This is a genomic window from Pseudomonas sp. QS1027 (assembly GCF_002814235.1).
In the GTDB taxonomy this organism is placed as follows: domain Bacteria; phylum Pseudomonadota; class Gammaproteobacteria; order Pseudomonadales; family Pseudomonadaceae; genus Aquipseudomonas.
In genome coordinates this window covers 64,731-87,850 of the sequence record NZ_PHSU01000009.1, presented here as the reverse complement: position 1 = coordinate 87,850, position 23,120 = coordinate 64,731, and the positions used below count along the sequence as shown (strand labels likewise).

Annotated in this window: 22 protein-coding genes and 1 pseudogene; 17 read left to right on the top strand and 6 right to left on the bottom strand. The window is 62.9% G+C overall.

Annotated features, from left to right (window positions below):
- The first annotated feature begins 27 nt into the window (after positions 1–27).
- The 6 genes from hslU to CWE01_RS10135 all read left to right on the top strand — a co-directional run bounded on the left by hslU (position 28) and on the right by CWE01_RS10135 (position 7,290).
- On the top strand, positions 28–1,362 hold the full coding sequence (gene hslU, locus CWE01_RS10160; RefSeq protein ID WP_100940398.1) for an ATP-dependent protease ATPase subunit HslU: 1,335 nt from the start codon (positions 28–30) through the stop codon (positions 1,360–1,362).
- A gap of 125 nt (positions 1,363–1,487) precedes the next feature.
- On the top strand, positions 1,488–1,868 hold the full coding sequence (locus CWE01_RS10155) for a gamma-butyrobetaine hydroxylase-like domain-containing protein (protein ID WP_100940397.1): 381 nt from the start codon (positions 1,488–1,490) through the stop codon (positions 1,866–1,868).
- A 241-nt stretch (positions 1,869–2,109) separates the two neighbouring features.
- Positions 2,110–3,789, top strand: a complete 1,680-nt coding sequence (phaC, locus tag CWE01_RS10150; RefSeq protein WP_100940396.1) for a class II poly(R)-hydroxyalkanoic acid synthase — start codon at positions 2,110–2,112, stop codon at positions 3,787–3,789.
- Positions 3,790–3,936: 147 nt separating this feature from the next.
- Positions 3,937–4,794, top strand: coding sequence for a poly(3-hydroxyalkanoate) depolymerase (gene phaZ / locus CWE01_RS10145; RefSeq protein ID WP_100940395.1), 858 nt, complete (start codon positions 3,937–3,939; stop codon positions 4,792–4,794).
- 129 nt (positions 4,795–4,923) lie between these two features.
- Positions 4,924–6,606 (top strand): class II poly(R)-hydroxyalkanoic acid synthase, encoded by a 1,683-nt coding sequence (gene phaC / locus CWE01_RS10140; protein ID WP_100940394.1) that lies wholly within the window; start codon positions 4,924–4,926, stop codon positions 6,604–6,606.
- Positions 6,607–6,669: 63 nt separating this feature from the next.
- Positions 6,670–7,290 (top strand): TetR/AcrR family transcriptional regulator, encoded by a 621-nt coding sequence (locus tag CWE01_RS10135; RefSeq protein ID WP_100940393.1) that lies wholly within the window; start codon positions 6,670–6,672, stop codon positions 7,288–7,290.
- Positions 7,291–7,421: 131 nt separating this feature from the next.
- On the opposite strand, the gene CWE01_RS10130 is transcribed toward CWE01_RS10135, so the two are convergent.
- The 3 genes from CWE01_RS10130 to CWE01_RS10120 all read right to left on the bottom strand — a co-directional run bounded on the left by CWE01_RS10130 (position 7,422) and on the right by CWE01_RS10120 (position 9,106).
- A complete protein-coding gene (locus tag CWE01_RS10130; RefSeq protein ID WP_100940392.1) occupies positions 7,422–8,258 on the bottom strand; it encodes a phasin family protein in 837 nt (278 codons plus the stop codon).
- A gap of 10 nt (positions 8,259–8,268) precedes the next feature.
- On the bottom strand, positions 8,269–8,691 hold the full coding sequence (locus CWE01_RS10125) for a phasin family protein (RefSeq protein WP_100940391.1): 423 nt from the start codon (positions 8,689–8,691) through the stop codon (positions 8,269–8,271).
- A gap of 139 nt (positions 8,692–8,830) precedes the next feature.
- Positions 8,831–9,106: a polyhydroxyalkanoic acid system family protein gene (locus tag CWE01_RS10120; RefSeq protein WP_100940390.1), complete on the bottom strand. Its 276-nt coding sequence runs from the start codon at positions 9,104–9,106 to the stop codon at positions 8,831–8,833.
- Positions 9,107–9,260: 154 nt separating this feature from the next.
- On the opposite strand from CWE01_RS10120, the gene ubiE reads away from it, so the two are divergent.
- The 11 genes and pseudogenes from ubiE (at position 9,261) to CWE01_RS34265 (ending at position 17,422) form a co-directional block, all read left to right on the top strand.
- Positions 9,261–10,031 carry a bifunctional demethylmenaquinone methyltransferase/2-methoxy-6-polyprenyl-1,4-benzoquinol methylase UbiE gene (ubiE, locus tag CWE01_RS10115; RefSeq protein ID WP_100940389.1) on the top strand — a complete coding sequence of 257 codons (771 nt, stop codon included), beginning with the start codon at positions 9,261–9,263 and terminating at the stop codon, positions 10,029–10,031.
- Positions 10,031–10,654 carry an SCP2 domain-containing protein gene (locus CWE01_RS10110; protein ID WP_100940388.1) on the top strand — a complete coding sequence of 208 codons (624 nt, stop codon included), beginning with the start codon at positions 10,031–10,033 and terminating at the stop codon, positions 10,652–10,654. The genes ubiE and CWE01_RS10110 overlap by 1 nt, the downstream gene beginning before the upstream one ends.
- Positions 10,651–12,252: a ubiquinone biosynthesis regulatory protein kinase UbiB gene (gene ubiB / locus CWE01_RS10105; protein WP_100940387.1), complete on the top strand. Its 1,602-nt coding sequence runs from the start codon at positions 10,651–10,653 to the stop codon at positions 12,250–12,252. Before CWE01_RS10110 ends, ubiB begins: the two co-directional genes overlap by 4 nt.
- Positions 12,253–12,332: 80 nt before the next feature.
- Positions 12,333–12,725, top strand: a complete 393-nt coding sequence (hisI, locus tag CWE01_RS10100) for a phosphoribosyl-AMP cyclohydrolase (protein ID WP_100940386.1) — start codon at positions 12,333–12,335, stop codon at positions 12,723–12,725.
- Between the two features lie 2 nt (positions 12,726–12,727).
- Positions 12,728–13,060, top strand: a complete 333-nt coding sequence (locus CWE01_RS10095; protein ID WP_018929162.1) for a phosphoribosyl-ATP diphosphatase — start codon at positions 12,728–12,730, stop codon at positions 13,058–13,060.
- Between the two features lie 23 nt (positions 13,061–13,083).
- Positions 13,084–13,362 carry a twin-arginine translocase TatA/TatE family subunit gene (locus CWE01_RS10090; protein ID WP_100940385.1) on the top strand — a complete coding sequence of 93 codons (279 nt, stop codon included), beginning with the start codon at positions 13,084–13,086 and terminating at the stop codon, positions 13,360–13,362.
- A gap of 10 nt (positions 13,363–13,372) precedes the next feature.
- Positions 13,373–13,834, top strand: a complete 462-nt coding sequence (gene tatB, locus CWE01_RS10085; RefSeq protein WP_100940384.1) for a Sec-independent protein translocase protein TatB — start codon at positions 13,373–13,375, stop codon at positions 13,832–13,834.
- Positions 13,831–14,616 (top strand): twin-arginine translocase subunit TatC, encoded by a 786-nt coding sequence (gene tatC / locus CWE01_RS10080; protein WP_100940383.1) that lies wholly within the window; start codon positions 13,831–13,833, stop codon positions 14,614–14,616. The genes tatB and tatC overlap by 4 nt, the downstream gene beginning before the upstream one ends.
- On the top strand, positions 14,613–15,320 hold the full coding sequence (locus CWE01_RS10075; protein ID WP_100940382.1) for a 16S rRNA (uracil(1498)-N(3))-methyltransferase: 708 nt from the start codon (positions 14,613–14,615) through the stop codon (positions 15,318–15,320). The genes tatC and CWE01_RS10075 overlap by 4 nt, the downstream gene beginning before the upstream one ends.
- Before the next feature lie 158 nt (positions 15,321–15,478).
- Positions 15,479–16,564: pseudogene (locus CWE01_RS34270) on the top strand (methyl-accepting chemotaxis protein); the annotation flags it as partial.
- Positions 16,550–17,422 carry a methyl-accepting chemotaxis protein gene (locus CWE01_RS34265; RefSeq protein ID WP_371917136.1) on the top strand — a complete coding sequence of 291 codons (873 nt, stop codon included), beginning with the start codon at positions 16,550–16,552 and terminating at the stop codon, positions 17,420–17,422. The pseudogene CWE01_RS34270 and the gene CWE01_RS34265, both read left to right, overlap by 15 nt.
- Before the next feature lie 123 nt (positions 17,423–17,545).
- Here CWE01_RS34265 and CWE01_RS10065 read toward each other — a convergent pair whose 3' ends face one another.
- From CWE01_RS10065 to CWE01_RS10055, 3 genes are all read right to left on the bottom strand, one after another.
- A complete protein-coding gene (locus tag CWE01_RS10065) occupies positions 17,546–18,346 on the bottom strand; it encodes a transporter substrate-binding domain-containing protein (protein ID WP_100940380.1) in 801 nt (266 codons plus the stop codon).
- Between the two features lie 191 nt (positions 18,347–18,537).
- Entirely contained in the window at positions 18,538–21,108 is a 2,571-nt protein-coding gene (gene mdoH, locus CWE01_RS10060; RefSeq protein ID WP_100940379.1) for a glucans biosynthesis glucosyltransferase MdoH, read from the bottom strand.
- Positions 21,101–22,936, bottom strand: a complete 1,836-nt coding sequence (locus CWE01_RS10055) for a glucan biosynthesis protein G (RefSeq protein WP_100940489.1) — start codon at positions 22,934–22,936, stop codon at positions 21,101–21,103. Before CWE01_RS10055 ends, mdoH begins: the two co-directional genes overlap by 8 nt.
- Positions 22,937–23,120 lie beyond the last annotated feature (184 nt).

The window sequence follows — 23,120 nt, the reverse complement described above, 5'->3', positions numbered from 1 at the left end:
CCGTTCCCGCTTGAGGACCCACATATTATGTCCATGACCCCCCGCGAAATCGTCCACGAACTCAATCGCCATATCATTGGCCAGGACGATGCCAAGCGCGCCGTCGCCATTGCCCTGCGCAACCGCTGGCGGCGGATGCAGCTCCCCGAGGAGCTGCGCGTCGAAGTGACCCCCAAGAACATCCTGATGATCGGTCCGACCGGTGTCGGCAAGACCGAGATCGCCCGGCGCCTGGCCAAACTGGCCAACGCACCGTTCATCAAGGTCGAAGCGACCAAGTTCACCGAAGTCGGCTATGTCGGCCGTGACGTCGAATCGATCATCCGTGACCTGGCCGACGCCGCGATCAAGCTGCTGCGCGAGCAGGAGCTGGTCAAGGTCCGCCATCGCGCCGAAGACGCCGCCGAGGAACGTATCCTCGACGCCCTGCTGCCACCGGCACGCATGGGCTTCAACGAAGACGCAGCTCCAGCCCAGGACTCCAACACCCGCCAGCTGTTCCGCAAGCGCCTGCGCGAAGGCCAGCTGGATGACAAGGAGATCGAAATCGAAGTGGCCGAGTCGTACGGCGTCGAGATCGCCACGCCGCCGGGCATGGAAGAGATGACCAACCAGTTGCAGAACCTGTTCGCCAACATGGGCAAGGGCAAGCGCAAGAGCCGCAAGCTCAAGGTCAAGGAAGCGCTCAAGCTGGTCCGTGACGAAGAAGCCGGGCGCCTGGTCAACGACGAGGAGTTGAAGGCCAAGGCCCTGGAAGCGGTCGAACAGCACGGTATCGTGTTTATCGACGAAATCGACAAGGTCGCCAAGCGCGGCAACGTCGGCGGTGCCGATGTCTCCCGTGAAGGCGTGCAGCGCGACCTGCTGCCGCTGATCGAAGGCTGCACGGTGAACACCAAGCTGGGCATGGTCAAGACCGACCATATCCTGTTCATCGCCTCCGGCGCGTTCCACCTGAGCAAGCCGAGCGACCTGGTGCCCGAGCTGCAAGGCCGCCTGCCGATCCGCGTCGAACTCAAGGCCCTGAGCCCGGAAGACTTCGAGCGTATCCTCAGCGAACCCCACGCTTCGCTGACCGAGCAGTACCGCGAGCTGCTGAAAACCGAGGGCCTGACCATCGAGTTCCTGCCGGACGGTATCAAGCGCCTGGCGGAAATCGCCTGGCAGGTCAACGAGAAGACCGAGAACATCGGTGCCCGTCGCCTGCACACGCTGCTTGAGCGCCTGCTGGAGGAAGTCTCGTTCAGCGCCGGCGACCTGGCCAGCGCTCACGCGGAACCGATCCGCATCGACGCCGACTACGTCAACAGCCACCTGGGTGAATTGGCGAAGAACGAAGACCTGTCGCGGTATATCCTCTAAGGAGCACACCGCGCCCCTGTAGGAGCAGGGCTTGCCCGCGAAGCTTTTGGCGCCTTCAAGGCCCCCTTCGCGGGCAAGCCCTGCTCCTACAGGATTCGCTTACACAGACGGATCGCAGGCTTCCCATGACCACCCGACTTCCCACCGCCATCAACCTGCACAAAGCCTCGAAAACCCTGACCCTCAAATACGGCCCGGACGAGGAATACCACCTGCCCGCCGAATTCCTGCGGGTGCACTCGCCTTCCGCCGAAGTCCAGGGCCACGGCAAACCCATCCTCCAGTTCGGCAAGCTCAACGTCGGTTTGAGCAAACTCGAACCCGCCGGCCAGTACGCACTGAAACTGACCTTCGACGACGGTCATGACAGCGGATTGTTCACCTGGGACTACCTCTACGAGCTGGCCCGTCGCCAGGATGACTTGTGGGCCGATTATCTTGCCGAACTGAAAGCGGCCGGAAAATCCCGCGACCCGTCCGAGTCGGTCGTCAGGCTGATGCTCTAGTCCGGACCTCCGGTCGTTTTGGAGGGCATTTTCTAATCACATCTGATTCAATCCCCCACGGCGTGGCTAACGATTGGCCCGCTTGCGAAAAAAATCAAACTCGGGTAACCAATGGAACTGGCAAGTTCCGTGCATTTAACGATGCGCAATCAACGGTCACCCGAGCAGTAGTACTTGGCATTCGCTGTGCCATTTGCACAGCTGTACCCGGTACTCGTCTCAGGACAATGGAGCGTCGTAGATGAGTAACAAGAACAACGATGACCTGCAGCGGCAAGCCTCGGAAAACACCCTGGGCCTGAACCCCGTCGTCGGCTTGCGTAGAAAGGATCTTCTTACTTCTGCACGAATGGTATTGACCCAAGCCATCAAACAACCCATCCACAGCGTCAAGCATGTCGCCCATTTTGGCGTCGAACTCAAGAACGTGCTGCTGGGCAAGTCCGGCCTGCAGCCGGAAGGCGATGACCGTCGCTTCAACGATCCGGCCTGGAGCCAGAACCCGTTGTACCGACGCTACCTGCAAACCTACCTGGCCTGGCGCAAGGAGCTCCATGCCTGGATTGACGAGAGTTCGCTGTCGCCACAGGACATCAGTCGCGGTCACTTCGTCATCAACCTGATGACCGAGGCCATGGCCCCGACCAACACCGCGGCCAACCCGGCGGCGGTCAAGCGCTTCTTCGAAACCGGCGGCAAGAGCCTGCTCGACGGTCTCTCGAACATGGCCAAGGACCTGGTGCACAACGGCGGCATGCCCAGCCAGGTGAACATGGGCGCCTTCGAGGTCGGCAAGAGCCTGGGCACCACCGAAGGCGCGGTGGTGTTTCGCAACGATGTGCTGGAGCTGATCCAGTACAGCCCCGTCACCGAGCAGGTGCATGAGCGGCCGCTGCTGGTGGTGCCGCCGCAGATCAACAAGTTCTATGTGTTTGACCTCAGCCCCGACAAGAGCCTGGCGCGCTTCTGCCTGCGCAGCCACGTGCAGACCTTTATCGTCAGCTGGCGCAACCCGACCAAGGCGCAGCGCGAGTGGGGCCTGTCGACCTATATCGACGCCCTCAAGGAAGCCGTCGACGTGGTCACCGCCATCACCGGCAGCAAGGACGTGAACATGCTCGGGGCCTGCTCCGGCGGCATCACCTGCACCGCCCTGCTCGGCCACTACGCCGCCCTCGGCGAGAAGAAGGTCAACGCCCTGACCCTGCTGGTCAGCGTGCTCGACACCACCCTCGACACCCAGGTCGCGCTGTTCGTCGACGAACAGACCCTCGAAGCCGCCAAGCGCCACTCCTACCAGGCCGGCGTGCTGGAAGGCAGCGACATGGCCAAGGTCTTCGCCTGGATGCGCCCCAACGACCTGATCTGGAACTACTGGGTCAACAATTACCTGCTGGGCAACGAACCGCCGGTGTTCGATATCCTCTTCTGGAACAACGACACCACGCGCCTGCCGGCCGCCTTCCACGGCGACCTGATCGAGATGTTCAAGAACAACCCACTGATACGCCCCGGCGCCCTGGAAGTGTGCGGCACGCCGATCGACCTGAAGAAGGTCGACGCCGATATCTTTGCCCTGGCCGGCACCAACGACCACATCACGCCCTGGAAGTCCTGCTACAAGTCGGCGCAACTGTTCGGCGGCAAGGTTGAGTTCGTGCTGTCCAGCAGCGGCCATATCCAGAGCATACTGAACCCGCCGGGCAACCCGAAATCCCGTTACATGACCAGCACCGAGATGCCGGCCAAGGCCGACGACTGGCAGGAAAACTCCACCAAACACACCGATTCGTGGTGGCTGCACTGGCAGACGTGGCAGGCCGAGCGCTCGGGCAAACTGAAGAAATCACCGACCAGCCTGGGCAGCAAGGCCTACCCGGCGGGCGAGGCGGCGCCGGGGACTTACGTGCACGAGCGCTAGGGATTTAAAAACACCGCGATACCGGTGGGGGCCGGCTTGCCGGCTCCCACAAAGGCCGCATTCAGCTTCACTATCAGGACATCCCCTGAACCAGCAGGGACTGCGTTAGATCAGGAAAAAACAGGTTTTAACCACAGGGCTTCGAGCATGCCGCAACCGTTCATCTTCCGAACCATCGATCTGGATGGCCAGACCATCCGTACCGCGGTTCGCCCCGGCAAGCCTCATATGACGCCCTTGCTGATTTTCAACGGCATCGGCGCCAACCTGGAGCTGGTGTTTCCGTTCGTCCAGGCCCTGGACCCGGACCTGGAAGTCATCGCCTTCGACGTCCCCGGCGTCGGCGGTTCGTCGACCCCCAACCGGCCTTATCGTTTCCCCGGCCTGGCCAAGCTCACCGCGCGCATGCTCGATTACCTGGATTACGGCCAGGTCAACGTGGTGGGGGTGTCCTGGGGCGGTGCCCTGGCGCAGCAGTTCGCCCATGACTACCCGGAACGCTGCAAGAAGCTGATCCTCGCCGCCACCGCTGCCGGTGCGGTGATGGTTCCGGGCAAGCCCAAGGTGTTGTGGAACATGGCCAGTCCACGGCGCTATATCCAGCCGTCCCACGTGATCCGCATTGCCCCGACCATCTACGGCGGCGCCTTTCGTCGCGACCCGCACCTGGCCGCCGAACATGCCGCCAAGGTCCGCTCCGCCGGCAAGCTGGGTTACTACTGGCAACTGTTTGCCGGCCTCGGCTGGACCAGCATTCACTGGCTGCACAGGATCCGCCAGCCGACCCTGGTGCTGGCCGGTGACGACGATCCGCTGATTCCGCTGATCAATATGCGCCTGCTGGCTTGGCGAATCCCCAATGCCCAGCTACACATAATCGACGATGGCCATTTATTCCTGATCACCCGGGCCGAGGCTGTCGCACCGATCATCATGAAGTTCCTCCAGGAAGAACGCCAACGGGCGGTGATGCACCCGCAACCGGCGCCTTTCAAAAGTACCTAGGAGTATTCCCTGGCAGTAAGCGCACACGGGCAGGACGTCCGTGCGGCGCACAAGGCCCGCGACCGGCAAGCCCGTCTGTCGCGGCCCCCTGTGTTGGTTGATAGCTTGATGACGAAGGAGTGTTGACTCATGCGAGACAAACCAGCGACGGGCTCGATGCCCACACCCGCCGCGTTCATCAACGCACAGAGTGCGATTACCGGTCTGCGCGGCCGGGATCTGTTTTCCACCCTGCGCAGCGTGGCCGCCCACGGCCTGCGCAACCCGATCCATACCGCCCGGCATGCCCTGGCCCTGGGCGGACAACTGGGCAAGGTGCTGCTCGGCGACACGCTGCACAAGCCCAACCCCAACGACCCGCGCTTCGCCGACCCGGCCTGGAGCCTCAACCCGTTCTACCGGCGCAGCCTGCAGGCCTATCTGACCTGGCAGAAACAGGTCAAGCACTGGATCGACGACAGCCGGATGAGCGACGACGACCGCGCCCGCGCGCACTTTGTCTTCGCCCTGCTCAACGATGCCGTGGCGCCGTCCAATACCCTGCTCAACCCGTTGGCGATCAAGGAAGTGTTCAACTCCGGCGGCAACAGCCTCGTGCGCGGCATCAGCCATCTGGTGGACGACCTGTTGCACAACAACGGGCTGCCCAGCCAGGTCACCAAGCATTCGTTCGAAGTCGGCAAGACCGTCGCCACCACCCCCGGCGCGGTAGTGTTTCGCAATGAGCTGCTGGAGCTGATCCAGTACAAGCCGATGAGTGAAAAACAGTACGCCAAGCCGCTGCTGATCGTGCCGCCGCAGATCAACAAGTACTACATTTTCGACCTGAGCCCGTCCAACAGCTTCGCCCAGTACGCGCTGAAGAACGGCCTGCAGGTGTTTATCGTCAGTTGGCGCAACCCGGATGTGCGGCACCGCGAATGGGGCCTGTCCAGCTATGTCGAGGCGCTGGAAGAAGCGCTGAACATCTGCCGGGCGATCACCGCCAGCCGCGAAGTCAACCTGATGGGTGCCTGCGCCGGCGGCCTGACCATCGCCGCCCTGCAAGGCCACCTGCTGGCCAAGCGACAACTGCGTCGGGTGTCCAGCGCCACCTACCTGGTCAGCCTGCTCGACAGCCAGCTGGACAGCCCGGCGACCCTGTTCGCCGACGAGCAGACCCTGGAAGCCGCCAAGCGCCGCTCCTACCAGCAAGGTGTACTCGACGGTCGCGACCTGGCGCGGGTCTTCGCCTGGATGCGGCCCAACGACCTGATCTGGAACTACTGGGTCAACAACTACCTGCTGGGCAAGGAACCGCCGGCGTTCGACATTCTCTACTGGAACAACGACAACACCCGCCTGCCCGCGGCCTTTCACGGCGACCTGCTGGACTTCTTCAAGCACAACCCGCTGAGCCATCCGGGCGGCCTGGAAGTCTGCGGCACGCCCATCGACCTGCAGAAGGTCACGGTCGACAGCTTCAGCGTTGGCGGGATCAACGACCACATCACGCCCTGGGACGCGGTGTATCGCTCGACCTTGCTGCTGGGGGGCGATCGGCGCTTCGTGCTGTCCAACAGCGGGCATATCCAGAGCATCCTCAACCCGCCGAGCAACCCCAAGGCCAACTACATCGACAACCCCAGGCTGAGCAGTGACCCACGGGCCTGGTACTACGACGGCAAACAGGTTGACGGCAGTTGGTGGCCCCAGTGGCTGGGCTGGATCCAGGAACGTTCGGGGGCCCAGCGGGAAACCCAGATGACCCTGGGTAACGCCAATTACCCACCCATGGAGGCGGCACCCGGCACTTATGTGCGAGTGCGCTGATGATTACCGGCCACGGCTGACCCACAGCCGTGGCGAACGGTCGGAACGACCTAAGAAGACTGGATGAAGACCCGCGACCGGATCCTTGAATGTGCCCTGCAACTGTTCAACCAGAAAGGCGAGCCCAACGTTTCGACCATGGAGGTGGCCAATGAAATGGGGATCAGCCCGGGCAACCTGTACTACCACTTCCACGGCAAGGAGCCATTGGTGCTGGGCTTGTTCGAGCGTTTCCAGGCCGAGTTGGCGCCCCTGCTCGATCCGCCGGCCGACGCCCGGCTGGCGCCCGAGGACTATTGGTTCTTCCTGCACCTGATCGTCGAGCGGCTGGCCCATTACCGTTTCCTGTTCCAGGACCTGTCCAATCTGTCCGGGCGTTTGCCCAAGCTGGCCAAGGGCATTCGCACTCTGCTCAATGCCCTCAAGCGGACGTTGGCGTCGCTGCTGGCGCGGCTGAAGGCCCAAGGCATGCTGCTGAGTGAAACCCAGGCCCTGGGGCAGTTGGTGGAGCAGATTACCCTGACGCTGCTGTTTTCCCTGGATTACCAGCGGATCCTGGGGCGTGAAGGTGAAGTCCGACTGGTGGTGTACCAGATCATGATGCTGGTGGCCCCGCACCTGCTGCCCCCGGCGCGGTTGGTGACGGAGCAGATGGCGTTGCGTTACCTGGAGGACCACGATTAACGTTGGCTTCTGTAGCGCCAGTGCCGGCCTCTTCGCGGGCAAGCCGGCTCCTACAAGAGTGGTGCTCGACAGGCCCACACAAAAACGCCCGACCTTCACAGGCCGGGCGTTTTCATTCAGCGGGCGACGACTCAGGCTTGAGAAGCAGGCGTCGGTGCTGTTGGCGTAGCCGCTGGAGCGGATGCCGATGCCGGAGCAGCCGAGTTGGCGGCCGATACCGGAGCCGAAGCAGGCTTGGCTGCCGCAGCAGGAGCCGGCTTCGCAACAGCAGGCTTTTTCGCCGCTGCTGGTTTCGCCGCAGGTTTTGCGGCTGGCTTGGCGGCCGGTTTGGCTGCCACAGGCTTGGCCGCTGGTTTCACAGCCGGTTTCGCCGCTGCTGCCGGTTTGGCCGCAGGCTTGGCGGCAGGTTTCGCCGCAGGCTTGGCCAGCGCTTTAGCTGCCGGTTTGGCGGCCGCGGTTTTCGCCGCAGGTTTGGCCGCCGCTTTAACCAGAGGCTTGGCGGCCGCTTTCGCCGCGGGCTTGGCCGCTGCAGTCCCCGCCGAGGCCTTGGGCACCGAGTGACCGGTGAGTGCCTCGATCTGCTTGGTCAAGGTATCGACCTTGCTGTGCAGCGCTTTCACTTCATTGCGGCTCGGTACGCCCAGGCGCGAAATGGCGCTGTTCAGGCGCTTGTCGAAAGCCCCTTCCAACTCGTCCCACTTGCCCAGCGCACGGTCCTTGACCCCGGCGATGCGCGACTTGGCCGAACTGGCGGAGTCCTTGGCCGCATCGACTTTTTTGTCGACCGCGGTCTTGGTCAGCTTCTCGGCTTTCTCGCCGTCTTTCACCAGCGTCTCGAAGAGTTTGCTGCCGTCGGTATCGATCTTCGAGTACACGCCTAAACCAGCAAGCCAGATTTTGCGGGAGTACTCCTCAACCTTCCCGATCCACGAGCTGCTTTCTTTCTCGGTATTCTTTTTGCCAGCCATCCCGTTCTCCTTAATGTTTACGCGCGACACGTTCGAGCAATGCCGTCAGCTCATCGAGCTTAGCAGAGAGTGTCTCCACATCATGTTTAGACGGAATCCCGATGCGATTCAAGGCACTGGCGACACGGTTGTCGAAGGCCTTCTCGACCTTGTCCAGCTGCTCTTCCACCTTGCCCTTGAGGCTGGTGACTTCGCTCTTCACGTTATCGATCTGGCTGTTGGCCGCTTCACGCTGCACGCCAATCAGTTTTTTGCCTTCTTTTTCAACGCCTTGACCAGCTTCCACGAGTTCCTTGAAGTACTCGCTGCCTTCGCGGCCGACCTTGGTATAAGCGCCCAGACCCGCCAGCCAGATCTTGCGGGCATACACTTTCACCTCAGCCAGGGCGGTTGGCTGACCGTCGGATTTTTTCTTCAGACTTACTTTGGCCATGGTGCACCTCACACGTGAAGGGTTGGAGGATCTGCCCACCGGAATGGGGGCTTATGCACAAAGTAATGACAAAAATTAGAATGGGCACCCTAACCGGCAGCAGGGATGCCCTGATCCTTGCAGCCACAAGGACCGCGAATCAGACCAGCGCCTTGTCCAGGGCCTTTTCGATCTCGGCCTTGATGGTGCCGCTCATGGCCGACATCAGCAGGCCCAGCTCGACCTCGATGCGGATCGTTTCTTCGCTCACATGCACCGCGCCTTTGACCCCGGAACGCTTGAGGTTCAGGGTATCGCCAGACCACTGCGGCTCCAGGCCATACTGCCCGGCCAGCTTCTGCGCCAACTGGTCGGCCTTCTCGCGTGCACCGGCCTTGCCCAGGCCATGGGCACGTTCAACACTAATACGGGCCATCGAATGACTCCTGCTCTATCGGGACTTGCCCGGTGAATCCTGACCCTGAATGCGTCAAAACGTCCCGGCGGTTGCCTATCTTACATGCACCCTTGCCAAGACAAAGCCGGCCACCGGGATTAGAATGCCCGCATTCTCTTCTGGTGACAGCGACATGACTGATCAGCGCAAAGGCAGCGATGCCGAACCCACCACGCACTTCGGCTTCAAGAACGTACCGGAAAGCCAAAAGGCCGAGAAGGTCGCCGAGGTGTTCCACTCCGTGGCCGCCAAGTACGACCTGATGAACGACGTGCTGTCCGGTGGCATGCATCGCCTCTGGAAGCGCTTCACCATCGAGCTGTCCGGCGTGCGCACGGGCAACCGGGTGCTGGATATCGCCGGCGGCACCGGCGACCTGGCGCGCAAGTTCTCGCACCTGGTGGGCCCTACCGGCCAGGTGGTACTGGCTGACATCAACGCCTCCATGCTCAAGGTCGGCCGTGATCGCCTGCTCGACCTGGGCGTGGCCGGTAACGTCGAGTTCGTCCAGGCCGACGCGGAAAAACTGCCGTTCCCGGACAACCATTTCGACTGCGTGACCATCGCCTTCGGCCTGCGCAACGTCACCCACAAGGAAGACGCCCTGCGCTCCATGCTGCGGGTCCTCAAGCCGGGCGGCCGCCTGCTGGTGCTGGAGTTCTCCAAACCGACCAACACGCTGATGTCCAAGGTCTACGACGCCTACTCGTTCGCCTTCATGCCCCTGGCCGGCAAGCTGATCACCAACGACTCGGAAAGCTATCGCTACCTGGCCGAATCGATCCGCATGCACCCGAACCAGGAAACCCTGAAGTCGATGATGGTGGAAGCCGGTTTCGACCGCGTGACCTACCACAACATGACCGCGGGCATCGTCGCCCTGCATCGCGGCATCAAGCCCTGATGATTCTCAGCGGCCTTCTCGCCGGCGTCGAACACGGCCTCAACCGCGTGTTGCGCCTCGACAGTACAGCCTTGAGCCGCCTGGGCCACCTGACCGGCAAAGTCATCGAAGTCGACTGCGCCAACCCGGCCCTGAAGCTGTTCATCCTGCCCAGCGACGAAGGCCTGCTGCTGGCCGCCAACTGGGCCGCCGAAGCCGACTGCATTCTCCGCGCCCCGGCTTCAAGCCTGCTGAACCTGGCCCTGAGCCGCGACAAGACCGCCGTGCTCCACAGCCCCGAGGTCGACCTGGAAGGCGACAGCGCCGTGCTGCTGGACCTGGCCGGGGTACTCCAGGACCTGGAGCTGGACTGGGAGTACGAACTCTCGCGCTGGCTCGGGCCGATCGCCACGCCCCTGCTCAGCGGCCACCTGCGCAGCCGCGCCGGCTGGTACAAGCAGGGTTTTGTCAGCCTGAAGCAGAACCTCGCCGAATACCTCAGTGAAGAGTCCCGTACCCTGGTCGGCACCCATGAGGCCGAAGCGCGCTTCGCCGAACTGGACCGGGTAAAGCTCGACCTGGAACGTCTCGAGGCGCGTGTCGAGCGCCTTTCCCGATCCCTCAAATCCAGCGATAACGCATGAAGCTGCTTGCCGTCCGCCGTCTGTTGCGCATCCAGCGCGTCGTGATCCGTTACCGTCTCGATGACCTGCTGTTCGAATTGCCCCTGCCCTGGTTCCTCCTGGCACTGCGCTTTGCGCTGCCCTGGCGCTGGTTCCCGCGCAAGACCCTGGACCTGAGCCGCGGCGCACGTCTGCGCCTGGCCCTGCAGGACCTGGGACCGATCTTTATCAAATTCGGCCAGATCCTCTCGACCCGCCGCGACCTGCTGCCCGAAGACATCGCCGACGAGCTGATGCTGCTCCAGGACCGCGTGCCGCCGTTCGACTCGCAGACCGCGGTCAAGCTGATCGAGGCCCAGTTGGGCAAGAAGATCGACGAGGTCTTCAGCCGCTTCGATATCGCGCCCCTGGCCTCGGCCTCGGTGGCCCAGGTCCACGCCGCCCAGCTCAAGAGCGGCGAAGAAGTGGTGGTGAAGGTCATCCGCCCCGGCCTCAAGCCGATCATCGCCCAGGACCTGGCGTGGCTGTTCCTGCTCGCCCGGGCCGCCGAACGGGTCTCGGCCGACGCCCGCCTGCTGCATCCGGTGGACGTGGTCAGCGACTACGAAAAGACCATCTACGACGAACTCGACCTGTTGCGCGAGGCGGCCAACGCCAGCCAGCTGCGGCGCAATTTCGAAAGCTCGGACATGATGTACGTGCCCCAGGTCTACTGGGACTGGTGCCGGCCGAAAGTGCTGGTGATGGAGCGCATCTACGGCATCCAGGTCACCGACCTCGCAACCCTGGCCGACCAGCGCACCGACATGAAAATGCTCGCCGAACGCGGCGTCGAGATTTTCTTCACCCAGGTGTTCCGCGACAGCTTCTTCCACGCCGACATGCACCCCGGCAACATCTTCGTCAGCACCGTGAACCCGTGGAGCCCGAAGTACATCGCCATCGACTGCGGCATCGTCGGTAGCCTGACCCCGGAAGACCAGGATTACCTGGCCCGCAACCTGTTCGCCTTCTTCAAGCGTGACTACCGCCGGGTCGCCCAGCTGCACATCGATTCGGGCTGGGTACCGGCGCACACCAAGCTCAACGAGTTCGAAGCGGCGATCCGTACCGTGTGCGAGCCGATCTTCGAAAAACCGCTCAAGGACATCTCTTTCGGCCAGGTACTGATGCGTCTGTTCCAGACCGCGCGGCGCTTCAATATGGAAGTCCAGCCGCAGCTGGTGTTATTGCAGAAAACCCTGCTCAACATCGAAGGCCTGGGCCGCCAGCTGTACCCGGACCTGGACCTGTGGAGCACCGCCCAACCGTTCCTGGAACGCTGGATGCGCGAGCGCGTCAGCCCGAAAACCCTGCTCGGCAACCTGCACGGCCAGATCGAGCAGTTGCCGCACCTGGCCACTATGACCCGCGATCTGCTTGAACGCATGGCCCAACCCCACGCCAGCCATCCCGAGCCGAAAACCAGGCGCAAGGACGACTGGTTCCTGCGCCTCCTAGGCTGCGCGCACCTCGGCGGCGGCGCGGTACTGGCCGCCGGCGGGCCGTTGCAAGAGCTTGGCCACTGGCCAGCGGGTATCATGGTTGCCGTGGGTTTGTATCTGATCGTGCGCCGATAGCCAGTCAGGCTGCGGGCTGGCACACTGTTGATTCGCCGAGGCATCACCACGCGGGTGGTGTCCGGTTGTCGGAGTCGAAGATGAAAGACTGGCTGGACGAGATCAAATGGGACAGCGACGGCCTGGTGCCGGCCATTGCCCAGGATCACAAGACCGGGCGCGTGCTGATGATGGCCTGGATGAACCGCGAAGCGCTGCAACTGACCGCCAGCGAGAACCGCGCCATCTACTGGTCACGCTCGCGCGGCAAACTCTGGCGCAAGGGCGAAGAGTCGGGCCATGTGCAGCACCTGCACGAAATGCGCCTGGACTGCGACGCCGACGTGATCATCCTGATGGTCGAGCAGGTCGGCGACATCGCCTGCCACACCGGCCGCCACAGTTGCTTCTACCGCGTGTATGAAAATGGCGGCTGGAAGATCGTCGAACCGGTCCTCAAGGACCCGCACAGCATCTACGCAGCAGGACACTGAACATGACTGACACCCTGACCCGTCTGGCCCAGGTGCTGGAAGAGCGCAAAGGCGCCGCCGCCGACAGTTCCTACGTCGCCAGCCTCTATCACAAGGGCCTGAACAAGATCCTGGAAAAGGTTGGCGAAGAGTCGGTCGAGACTATTATTGCTGCAAAGGATGCCGCGATCAGTGGCGACTGCAGCGACGTCATCTACGAAACCGCCGATTTGTGGTTCCACAGTATGGTCATGCTCGCCCAACTGGGGCAGCATCCGCAGGCCGTGCTGGACGAACTGGATCGCCGCTTCGGCCTGTCCGGACACGTCGAGAAAGCCTCGCGCCCGTCCGCCTAACAACTTTCGAGAGGAGCAGCACCATGGGCATTTTTGACTGGAAACACTGGATCGTCATCCTGGTTGTCGTCGTGCTGGTGTTCGGCACCAAGAAGCTGAAGAACCTGGGCACCGACGTCGGCGAATCGATCAAGGGCTTTCGCAAGGCCATGAACGACGAAGAAAAGCCTGCCGAGCCGGTAGTGCCGCCCGTCGCGCAGCCGGCACCTCCGGTGCAGCCGCAGGCTACAGCCCAGCAGAACACGCCGCACACCATTGACGTGCAGGCGCAAAAAGTAGAAGAGCCCCGCAACAATTCGTGAGCACTGACTAATGTTCGGTATCAGCTTCAGTGAACTGCTGCTCGTGGGCCTGGTGGCCCTGTTGGTACTCGGTCCCGAGCGCCTGCCCCATGCCGCGCGTACGGCAGGCCTGTGGGTCGGCCGCTTGAAGCGCAGCTTCAACGCGATCAAGCAGGAAGTGGAACGCGAGATCGGCGCCGACGAGATCCGTCGGCAACTGCACAACGAGCATATCCTCTCGCTGGAGCAGGAGGCTCGCAAGATCCTCTCGCCGATCGCCACCAGCACACCGGCCGAGCCGGTGGTGGAGCAGACGATCCACGCCGTTCCACCCGTGTCGGCGCAAATCCCGCCGACGCCGGTGAGCGCCGCCGAGCCGGTACCGGTACTCGGTGCCGTGGAGCCCGAGCCGCACCTGACCGAATCCGCAAGCGCGACGCCAGCCGCCGCGCCTGCGCCTCATGACCCTACATTGCCGCCGCGAGCCCCATGAGCGATATTCCGGAAAACGACCAGCACATGCCGCTGGTTTCGCATCTCACCGAGTTGCGCACCCGCCTGCTGCGCTGTGTCGCGGCGATCTTCCTGATCTTCGCCGGGCTGTTCGCCTTTACCCAGCAGATCTACACCTTCGTCTCGATCCCGCTGCGCCAGTACCTGCCGGCGGGCGCGACGATGATCGCCACCGATGTGTCGTCGCCGTTCCTGACGCCGCTCAAGCTGACCATGATGGTCTCGCTGTTCCTGGCCATCCCGGTGATCCTGCACCAGATCTGGGGCTTTATCGCACCGGGGCTGTACAAGCATGAAAAACGCATCGCCGTGCCGCTGCTGGTGTCGAGCATCCTGCTGTTCTACACCGGCATGGCCTTCGCCTACTTCCTGGTGTTCCCGCTGATCTTCAAGTTCTTCGCCGCCGCGACGCCGGCCGGCGTGGAAATGATGACCGATATCACCAGCTACCTCGACTTCGTGATGACGCTGTTCTTTGCCTTCGGCGTGGCTTTCGAGATCCCGGTGGCGGTGGTGCTGCTGGTGTGGATCGGCGTGGTCGACGTCAAGTACCTGAAGAAGATCCGCCCCTACGTGGTCATCGGCTGCTTCGTGGTCGGCATGATCCTGACCCCACCGGACGTGTTCTCCCAGACCTTGCTGGCCGTGCCGATGTGGTTGCTGTTCGAGATCGGCATCCTGTTCGGGGGCCTGGTCCGCAAACGCAGCGACGAAGAAGCCGCCAACCGCGACGACGCCCAGCCGCCAGCCCCGCTGACGTGAACCTGCTGCTCCTGGAGGAGGCCGACTTTATTGCGGCCGACCTCGTGGTGCTGCGCGATCGGCGCCTGACCCATATGCAGGAAGTCCATCGCGTGGCGGTGGGCGACAGCCTGCGGGTCGGGCGTATCGGCGGCCTGATGGGCAGCGCCGAGGTATTGCGCCTGGACGCCACGGAAGCCGAACTGCGGGTCAGCCTGGATCGAGCGCCGCCGGCAAAACTGCCGCTGACCCTGATCCTCGCCCTGCCGCGCCCGAAAATGCTTCGGCGGGTGTTCCAGACCGTCGCCACCCTCGGCGTACCGAAAGTGGTGCTGGTGAACAGCTATCGCGTGGAAAAGAGCTTCTGGCAGACGCCGTTCCTCGAGCCCGCAGCGATTCGCGAGCAACTGATCCTCGGCCTGGAGCAGACCCGCGACACCCTGCTGCCGGAAATCGTCATCGAGAAGCGCTTCAAGCCCTTCGTCGAAGACCGCCTGCCGGCCATCAGCGCGGGCACCCTCGGCCTGGTCGGCCATCCCGGCGACTACCCGTCCTGCCCACGTGGCCTGGATGAGCCGGTAACCCTGGCCATCGGCCCGGAAGGCGGCTGGATTCCCTACGAGATCGAGTTGCTGGGCAAGGCCGGTCTGCAACCGGTACAGCTCGGCGAACGCATCCTGCGGGTCGAAACCGCCGTGACCGCCCTGCTCGCCCGCCTGTTCTGAAACCACCCAACTAGCCGACAGCAAAAACCTTCAATCTTAAGAGAGCTTTCCCACGCCCCATTCAGGTCGCATCTCCCGCGCCCAAGCCGATGACAGAACATGCCCCACGCATTCGCGCGTGAGGGCCATGGACTTATCTGTTTGGCAGGAGATTCACCATGTTCCGTTGGCTGACCCGCGCACTGCGCGACCGCAGTATCCGTTTCAAACTGGCCCTGGGCTTTGGCCTGGTATTGCTCTTGACCCTGGCGGTGACCCTCACCGGCTGGCACGCCCTGAGCACCACGGTAGAGCGCTCGCATACGCTGTCGAGCATCGCCCGGCTCAGCCGCCTGACCAGCGACATGCGCGCCGATCGCATCGCCTTCCGGGTGCTCAACGACCCACAGAGTCGCACCCGGATCGCCCGCCAACTGGCGAGCATCGAGAAACTGCTGACCACGCTGCTGCCGCGCCTGACAGACCCGGGCGAACGACAGATCCTCACCGACCAGCAGCACGCCGCCCGAGCTTTCCAGACCACCCTCGACGATCTCGATGAAAGCCTTCGCGACCGTGACCGCGCCCGCAAACGGATGAACGCCGGCCTGATCCAGGCCAGCCAGGCGGTGGCCCGCTTCGCCGCCCATCAACTGCGCGAAGCCAGCAAAAGTCCCCACGAGCAGCAGTGGCAGGCCCCACTCAAGCGGGTCGAGGAACTCCGTCAATTGCTCAACGAGACCCACGCCAGCGTGCAGACACCGGCCTACCTGGCCGATTCGCTGCAAGCCTATTCGGAGCAGGCGCTGAAGGCGATCGACCGGCTTGGACAACTTGAGACCCAGGTGGCACCGCTGACAGCACCACTGGCCGACGACCACCAGCGCATGCTGCTGGAACTGCGCCACTACCGCGAGGCCCTGCAGCGTTTCAAGGACGCGCAGCTGCTCGCCGAGGCGGCCCACAATGTGATGGAAGGCCAGGGCAACCGGCTGCTGGCCGGCAACGAGGAACTCAGCCGCAGCCAGACCCTGGCCCGTGATCGCCAGGCCCAGGCGGCGAAATGGATGCTGGCGAAGATAGCCTTGCTGGCCTGGCTGATCGCTACCCTGGCGGCCTGGGTCATCAGCCGCCAACTGCTGATCCCGCTCTCACGCAGCCTGAAGCTGGCCCACCATATCGCCACGGGCGACCTGAGCCGCGATGTCGCGGTGGATCGCCAGGACGAGCTGGGTCAGTTGCAACAGGCCATGCGCGGCATGACCCTGGGCCTGCGGGAGCTGATCCGCGGCATCGGCATCAGCGCTTCACGGGTGGCCCGCGCTGCCGAGCACCTGTCCACCAGCACCGAACAGACCGACGCCAGCGTCAGCAGCCAGTCCGCCGCCACCGAGCAAGTGGCCGCCGCCATGAAACAGATGAGCGCCAGTGTGCTCGAAGTCGCCCGGCACGCCGAAACCGCTTCCGTGGCGGCGACCCAGGCCGACCAGCAAGCCCGCGAAGGCGACAGTGCCGTGGCCGACGCCATCGAACAGATCGAACAACTCGAGCAACACATGCAGCGCTGCTCCCAGGCCATGGGTGGGCTCCAGCGCGAAAGCGAACGGATCGGCAGCGTGCTCGACGTGATCAAGTCGGTATCCCAGCAGACCAACCTGCTGGCCCTGAATGCCGCCATCGAAGCGGCCAGGGCCGGCGACGCCGGGAGTGGCTTTGCCGTGGTCGCCGACGAGGTCCGCTGCCTGGCGCAACGCACCCAGGACTCGGCGCAGGAGATCAAGGACCTGATCGCAGCCTTGCAGGGCGGGACCCAGGAGGTCGCGGGCATGCTCGACAACAGCCGCAAACTGACCCGCCACAGCGTCGAGTCGAGCCGCCACAGCGGCGGCAAGCTGGAAGCCATCAGCCGCAGCGTGTCGCAGATCCTCGGCATGAATGAGCAGATTGCCGCCGCCGGCGAAGAACAGAGCGTCGTCGCCGAGCAGATCAGCCGTAGCGTGCTGCATGTGCGGGATATGTCCCAGCAGACCGCCAACGCCTGCGACGAGACCGCCGCCGCGAGCTTGCAGTTGAGTCAGTTGGGGGCTCAGTTGCAGCGCCTGGTGGAACGCTTCAAGGTCTGAATAAAGGCCGACTAACCCTGACGCCAGACACAAGCCGGCTTGCTGGCGATGGGGCCAGTGAGCCTTGCATCGCCTGCTCGGCCGCTATCGCCAGCAAGCCGGCGCCTACAGGTGTGTAGCGTTTCAGTCGATCTCGGCCAGCCAGTCGCTGGTCTTGAACCACTTGTCGTGGATCCGATCGTAGGTGCCATCTTCGGCGATCTGGTGGAGAAAGTGGTTGATCCAGTTGAGACTGTCGTGATCGCCCTTCTTCACCCCGAAGGCCAGCGGTTCGTAGGTGAACGGCTGGTCCAGGCACAACAGCTTGCCATTGCCCAGCTTGTTCACCGCCACCAGGTTGTAGGGCGCGTCATGGACAAAGGCGTCGGCCTTGCCGTCGAGCACGGCCTGCACACCCTCCTCCTCATTGGCATAGATACTCAGCTGGGCTTCACCCATCATTTTCTTCGCGACGATTTCACCCGTGGTCCCGGCCTTGGCGGCAATGCGATAACCGGCCTCGTTGAGGTCCTCGAAACTCTGCACCTTGCTGCCCAACTCCAGGGGGATCAGCAGCGTCTGCCCGACCACGATAAAGGCATCGCTGAAGTTGAGCCGCAGGTTGCGCTCCTGGGTCAGGGTCATGCCGCTGGCCACCAGGTCGAACTTGTTCGCCAGCAAGCCGGGGAGCAACTCGGCGTAAGGGCTGGCCACCAGTTCCAGTTTGACCCCCAGCGCGCGGCTCATTTCGCGCAACAGGTCGATCTCGAAACCGATGATTTCGCCGCGCTTGTTCGTCATTTCGAAGGGGATATACGTGGGATTGGTCCCGACTTTCAACGTGCCGCGCTTGAGCGCGTCGTCAATGGCACCCGCCTGCACCCCACAGACGTGAGCGAGCACAACGATGCCCAGCAGCAGCATCGACAGAAACCTTTTCATCATGAAACTCCCCAGGGCCGCTTTTCCGGTCGTGCCAGTCTGCGCGGACACACCGCAGCCGTGATCGGACGGGCACAATTTTGGGGGGCGATCCTAACGTACTCGGCTGCGGGGCAACACCGAGGGGAGACGAGTCTTTTGTTACCAAATGACAAAGGGGCCGCGGTGCTTGTCACACCGCGGCCCCTCGGGCGTCAGGCCGGCTGTACCGCCGCCGTGGCCGGTTGCAGAGGCAGCAACGGCGCATGGGGATCAGCCTTGATCGACTCGCGCCAGGCCCCCAGCCACTCGGCATGGCCTTCGCTCCAGACCTGCTCGTGCAGGCGGGTCAGGGCCACCGGATCGCTCAGCAGGTGCAGGCGCGACTGATTGTCCAGACCGGACGGACCGACCTTCAACGCATGGCGAACACGCTCGACACGCAGCCATTCGACCGGCTCGGATTGGCCGTGACGGGCCGTCGCCAGGGCACAGGCCAGGGCATTCTGCCGTGGATCGACCACCGCCCGGACAAAGCCGTCATTCAGCGCATGCCAACGGTTTTCGTGGGTGTACTCATCCGTGGCCAGCAGTGCTTGCGGCGGATTGTATTCCTCGGGAATGAGAAACAGGCTCTCATCCTTGGAACGCAGACCCAGGTTGACCCGGCTGGAGATCACCGAGACCGGGATCGACAGCATCAGCGAACCGACGATCGGGATCAGCCACCAGAGGAAGCTCGGGTTGAGCCAGACCACCAGCAGCGCCCAGAGCGCACCCAGCAGGGTTTGCGGGCCATGTCGGCGCACCGCTTCGCTCCATGGCGTGGAGTCGTCGTCACGCTGCGGAGAATTCCAGGTCGCCGCCCAGCCGAGGAACGCGGCCAGGACGAAGCGGGTGTGGAAAATCATCCGCACCGGCGCCAGCAGCATGGAGAAAAGCATCTCCAGCAGCATCGACAGGGTCACCTTGAACTTGCCACCGAACTCTTTCGCGCCCTTGGCCCAGATCAGGATGATGCTCAGCAACTTGGGCAGGAACAGCAGCACGATGGTGGTGGAGAACAGCGCCACCGCCTTGTCCGGATGCCATTGCGGCCACAGCGGATAGAGCTGGCGTGGCTCCATGAAGTACTGCGGTTCCATCAGCGTGTTGACCGCCAGCAGGGCCGTCGACAACACCAGGAAGAAGAACCACAGCGGCGCCGACAGGTAGGACATCACGCCGGTGAGGAATACCGCGCGGTGCACCGGGTGCATGCCCTTGACCAGGAACAGGCGGAAGTTCATCAGGTTGCCGTGGCACCAGCGGCGGTCGCGCTTGAGCTCGTCGAGCAGGTTCGGCGGCAGTTCTTCGTAGCTGCCCGGCAGGTCGTAGGCGATCCACACGCCCCAGCCGGCACGGCGCATCAGCGCGGCTTCGACGAAGTCGTGGGAGAGGATCGCACCGGCGAAGGCACCTTTACCCGGCAACGGCGCCAGGGCGCAGTGCTCGATAAACGGCTTCATGCGGATGATCGCGTTGTGGCCCCAGTAGTGGGATTCGCCCAACTGCCAGAAGTGCAGGCCGGCAGTGAACAGCGGACCATAGACGCGGGTCGCGAACTGCTGCATGCGCGCATAGAGGGTGTCCATGCCCGACGCCCGTGGCGCGGTCTGGATGATCCCGGCGTCCGGGGTGGCTTCCATCAAGCGCACCAGGCTGGTCAGGCATTCGCCGCTCATGACGCTGTCGGCGTCGAGCACCACCATGTACTTGTAGTCACCGCCCCAACGACGGCAGAAGTCGTCGAGGTTGCCGCTCTTGCGCTTTACGCGACGGCGGCGACGGCGGTAGAAGATCTTGCCGAAGCCCGAGGCTTCGCGGCAGACATCCAGCCAGGCCTGTTGCTCGGCGACGCAGATATCGCTGTCGTTACTGTCACTGAGGACGAAGAAGTCGAAGCGGTCCAGGTCACCGGTGGCCGCGACCGACTCGAAGGTCGCCCGCAGGCCGGCAAAGACTCGCGGTACGTCTTCGTTGCAGATCGGCATGACGATGGCGGTACGCGCGTCCTTGGCGATCGGCTCGCTGCCGGCGCTGGCGCCGGAGATACGGTACTTGTCGTGCCCGGTGAGCAATTCGAGAAAGCCCATCAGCGCAGTCCAGAAACCCGCCGAGACCCAGCAGAACAGAATCCCGAACAACACCAGGATGCTGGTTTGCAGCAGATAAGGCAGCACTTGTTGAGCGGTCTGCAACAACGGTTGATGCATGACTTCGTTGAGATCGACGAACGCCCAGCCCTGGTAAGGCATGATGCCCTTCATATACCAACCGGCAACGATGGTCTGGCCGAGCATCAACACCAGCAGGATATAGCGGCGAATCGAACCCACGGTACGCCAGCGCGCATGGGGCAGATCGCGTTTGTCGTCCTTGGGTACCGGCGGATTGCTCCGTCCGGTCATACGCCGCCAGCCGCGCACCAGGATATTGGTGCGCCACGGCTCCGGGACCACCCGGGTCCGGCGGATCGGCGGCGTGGCCTTGAGGCGCACGCGCCCGGAGGCATCCACCGCGAGCATCTCGGCGTCTTCCAGCTCAGCCGCCGAATCGAGGATCAGGCGGCGTCCCACTGAAGCCTGCGCGGCCTCGGCAGGATCAACCACCGGTTGCTCGCTCAGGCGTTCGTGCAGTTCGGCGAACGAGGTGCAGTTCGCCAGCTCCGCACGCTGCTCATCGCTCAACGGCAAATGCGCCAGGTACTCGGAAAGAGTCTCTGGCTGTACGTTTTGGTTACTCATCGGCAGGCAACTGGTAGCTCCAGGTCTCGGTCAGGACTTGCTCAGTCGGCACCGGTACCGGGGTGGTTGGGGCAGCATCGGGAGCTGGCGCCGCGGCGTCATGCTCTTTCTTGTCCTGGGTCGGCTCTTTCTTATCCTGAGCCTGGTCTTTCTTGTCCTGAGCAGCCTGATCTTTCTTGTCCTGAGCCTGCTCTTTCTTTTCCAGGGCGAGCTCTTTCTCTTGCTGCTTGGCCGCGACCTTGTCGGCCTTGACCACCTGGGAAGAGACCGCAACCTTGGCCGAATCCGCCGTGGCGAGGTCCTTGACCAGGTTCGCGCGCAGTTCGGTGGCCTTGCCCGGATCCTTGACCTTCAGACGCAGGGTCAGGCGCCAGCCCTGGGTTTCCGGGTTGTAGCGCAGGCTGTTTTCCACCAGTTCGGCGTTGTCGCCGACACTGACCTGGCTGCGTACCGGTGCGTCTTCAGGCAAGGCCTTGAGGGACGGACCTTCGAAGTCGATCAGGTAGGCCACGCTGCCGTCCGGTTGACGGATCAGGTTGGATTGCTTGACGTCGCCGGTGGACTTGAGGGTCTGCTTGACCCAGGCGCTGTCCGGCGAATGCAGGGCCGCTTCGTCGGTGGTCCAGTGCAGACGGTAGGCGAAGTTCATCGGCTGGCCAGCCTCGGCGCGCTCGGCCGGGTTCCAGAAAGCCACGATGTTGTCGTTGGTTTCGTCGGCGGTCGGAATTTCCACCAGGTCGACGGTGCCCTTGCCCCAGTCGCCCTTCGGCTCGATCCAGGCGCTTGGGCGCTTGTCGTAGCGGTCGTCGAGGTCTTCGTAGTGGCTGAAATCACGGCCACGTTGCAGCAAGCCGAAGCCCCGTGGGTTTTCCACGGAGAAATTGCTCACCGACAGGTGTTTCGGATTGTTCAGCGGACGCCAGACCCACTCGCCATTGCCGGCATGGATCGACAGGCCGCTGGAGTCATGCAGCTCGCGACGGTAGTTGAGGACCTTGGACGGCTGGTTGGCGCCGAACAGGAACATGCTGGTCAGCGGTGCCACGCCGAGCTTGCCGACCTTGTCACGCAGGTACATCTGCGCCTTGACGTCGACGATGGTGTCGGTGCCCGGACGCAGGATCAGACGGTAGGCGCCGGTGGCCCGTGGCGAGTCCAACAGGGCGAAAATCACCAGGTGCTTGTCGGTCGGCTTCGGTTGCTGGATCCAGAACTCGGTGAAGCGCGGGAACTCTTCGCCGGACGGCAAGGCGGTGTCGATGGCCATGCCACGTGCCGACAGGCCATAGGTCTGACCCTTGCCGACGACGCGGAAGTAACTCGCGCCGAGCATGGTCATGATCTCGTCCTGCTTGTCCGCCTTGTTGATCGGGTAAAGCACACGGAAGCCGGCATAACCGAGCTGTTCGGTGGATTTAGGATCGAACTTGACATCACCGAAATCGAAACGGGTCGGGTCGTACTTGATCTCTTTCACATCGTCGGCGGTGATCTCGTTGATCTTCACCGGCGTGTCGAAATGCATGCCCTGATGGTAGAACGACAGTTTGAACGGGGTTTTCTCGCCCGCCCATTCGGCCTTGTCGGTCAGGAAACGGATTTTCTGGTAGTCCGCGAACTTCATGTCACGGAACTCGTTCGGCAGATTGCTGCGCGGAGCTTCGTATTTCTGTCCGGCCAGCGTCTTGGCCTTGGCCGACACATCATCCAGATTGAACGCAAAGAGTTGGCCGGCGCTGAGCAGGCAAAGCAGTGCCGAGCCCGCCACCAGTGCTTTTCTCAAACCTTTGGCAGTCAGTGTTGGAGCATTACAGGGACTAACAATCACGAGCAACCCTCGCCGAAAACAGATCAAAAACCAACGGCCAGCTATCTATATGCCAGGTTGGCGAGCATTGTTCCGACTCCGATGGGGGCAAATGATTCCCCAAACGGTCACGGACAAGTCTCTACCTAAGTCAAAATGGACCAACGAACGCCGATCACCGTAGCGCGCGATTATCTAGTAGGCC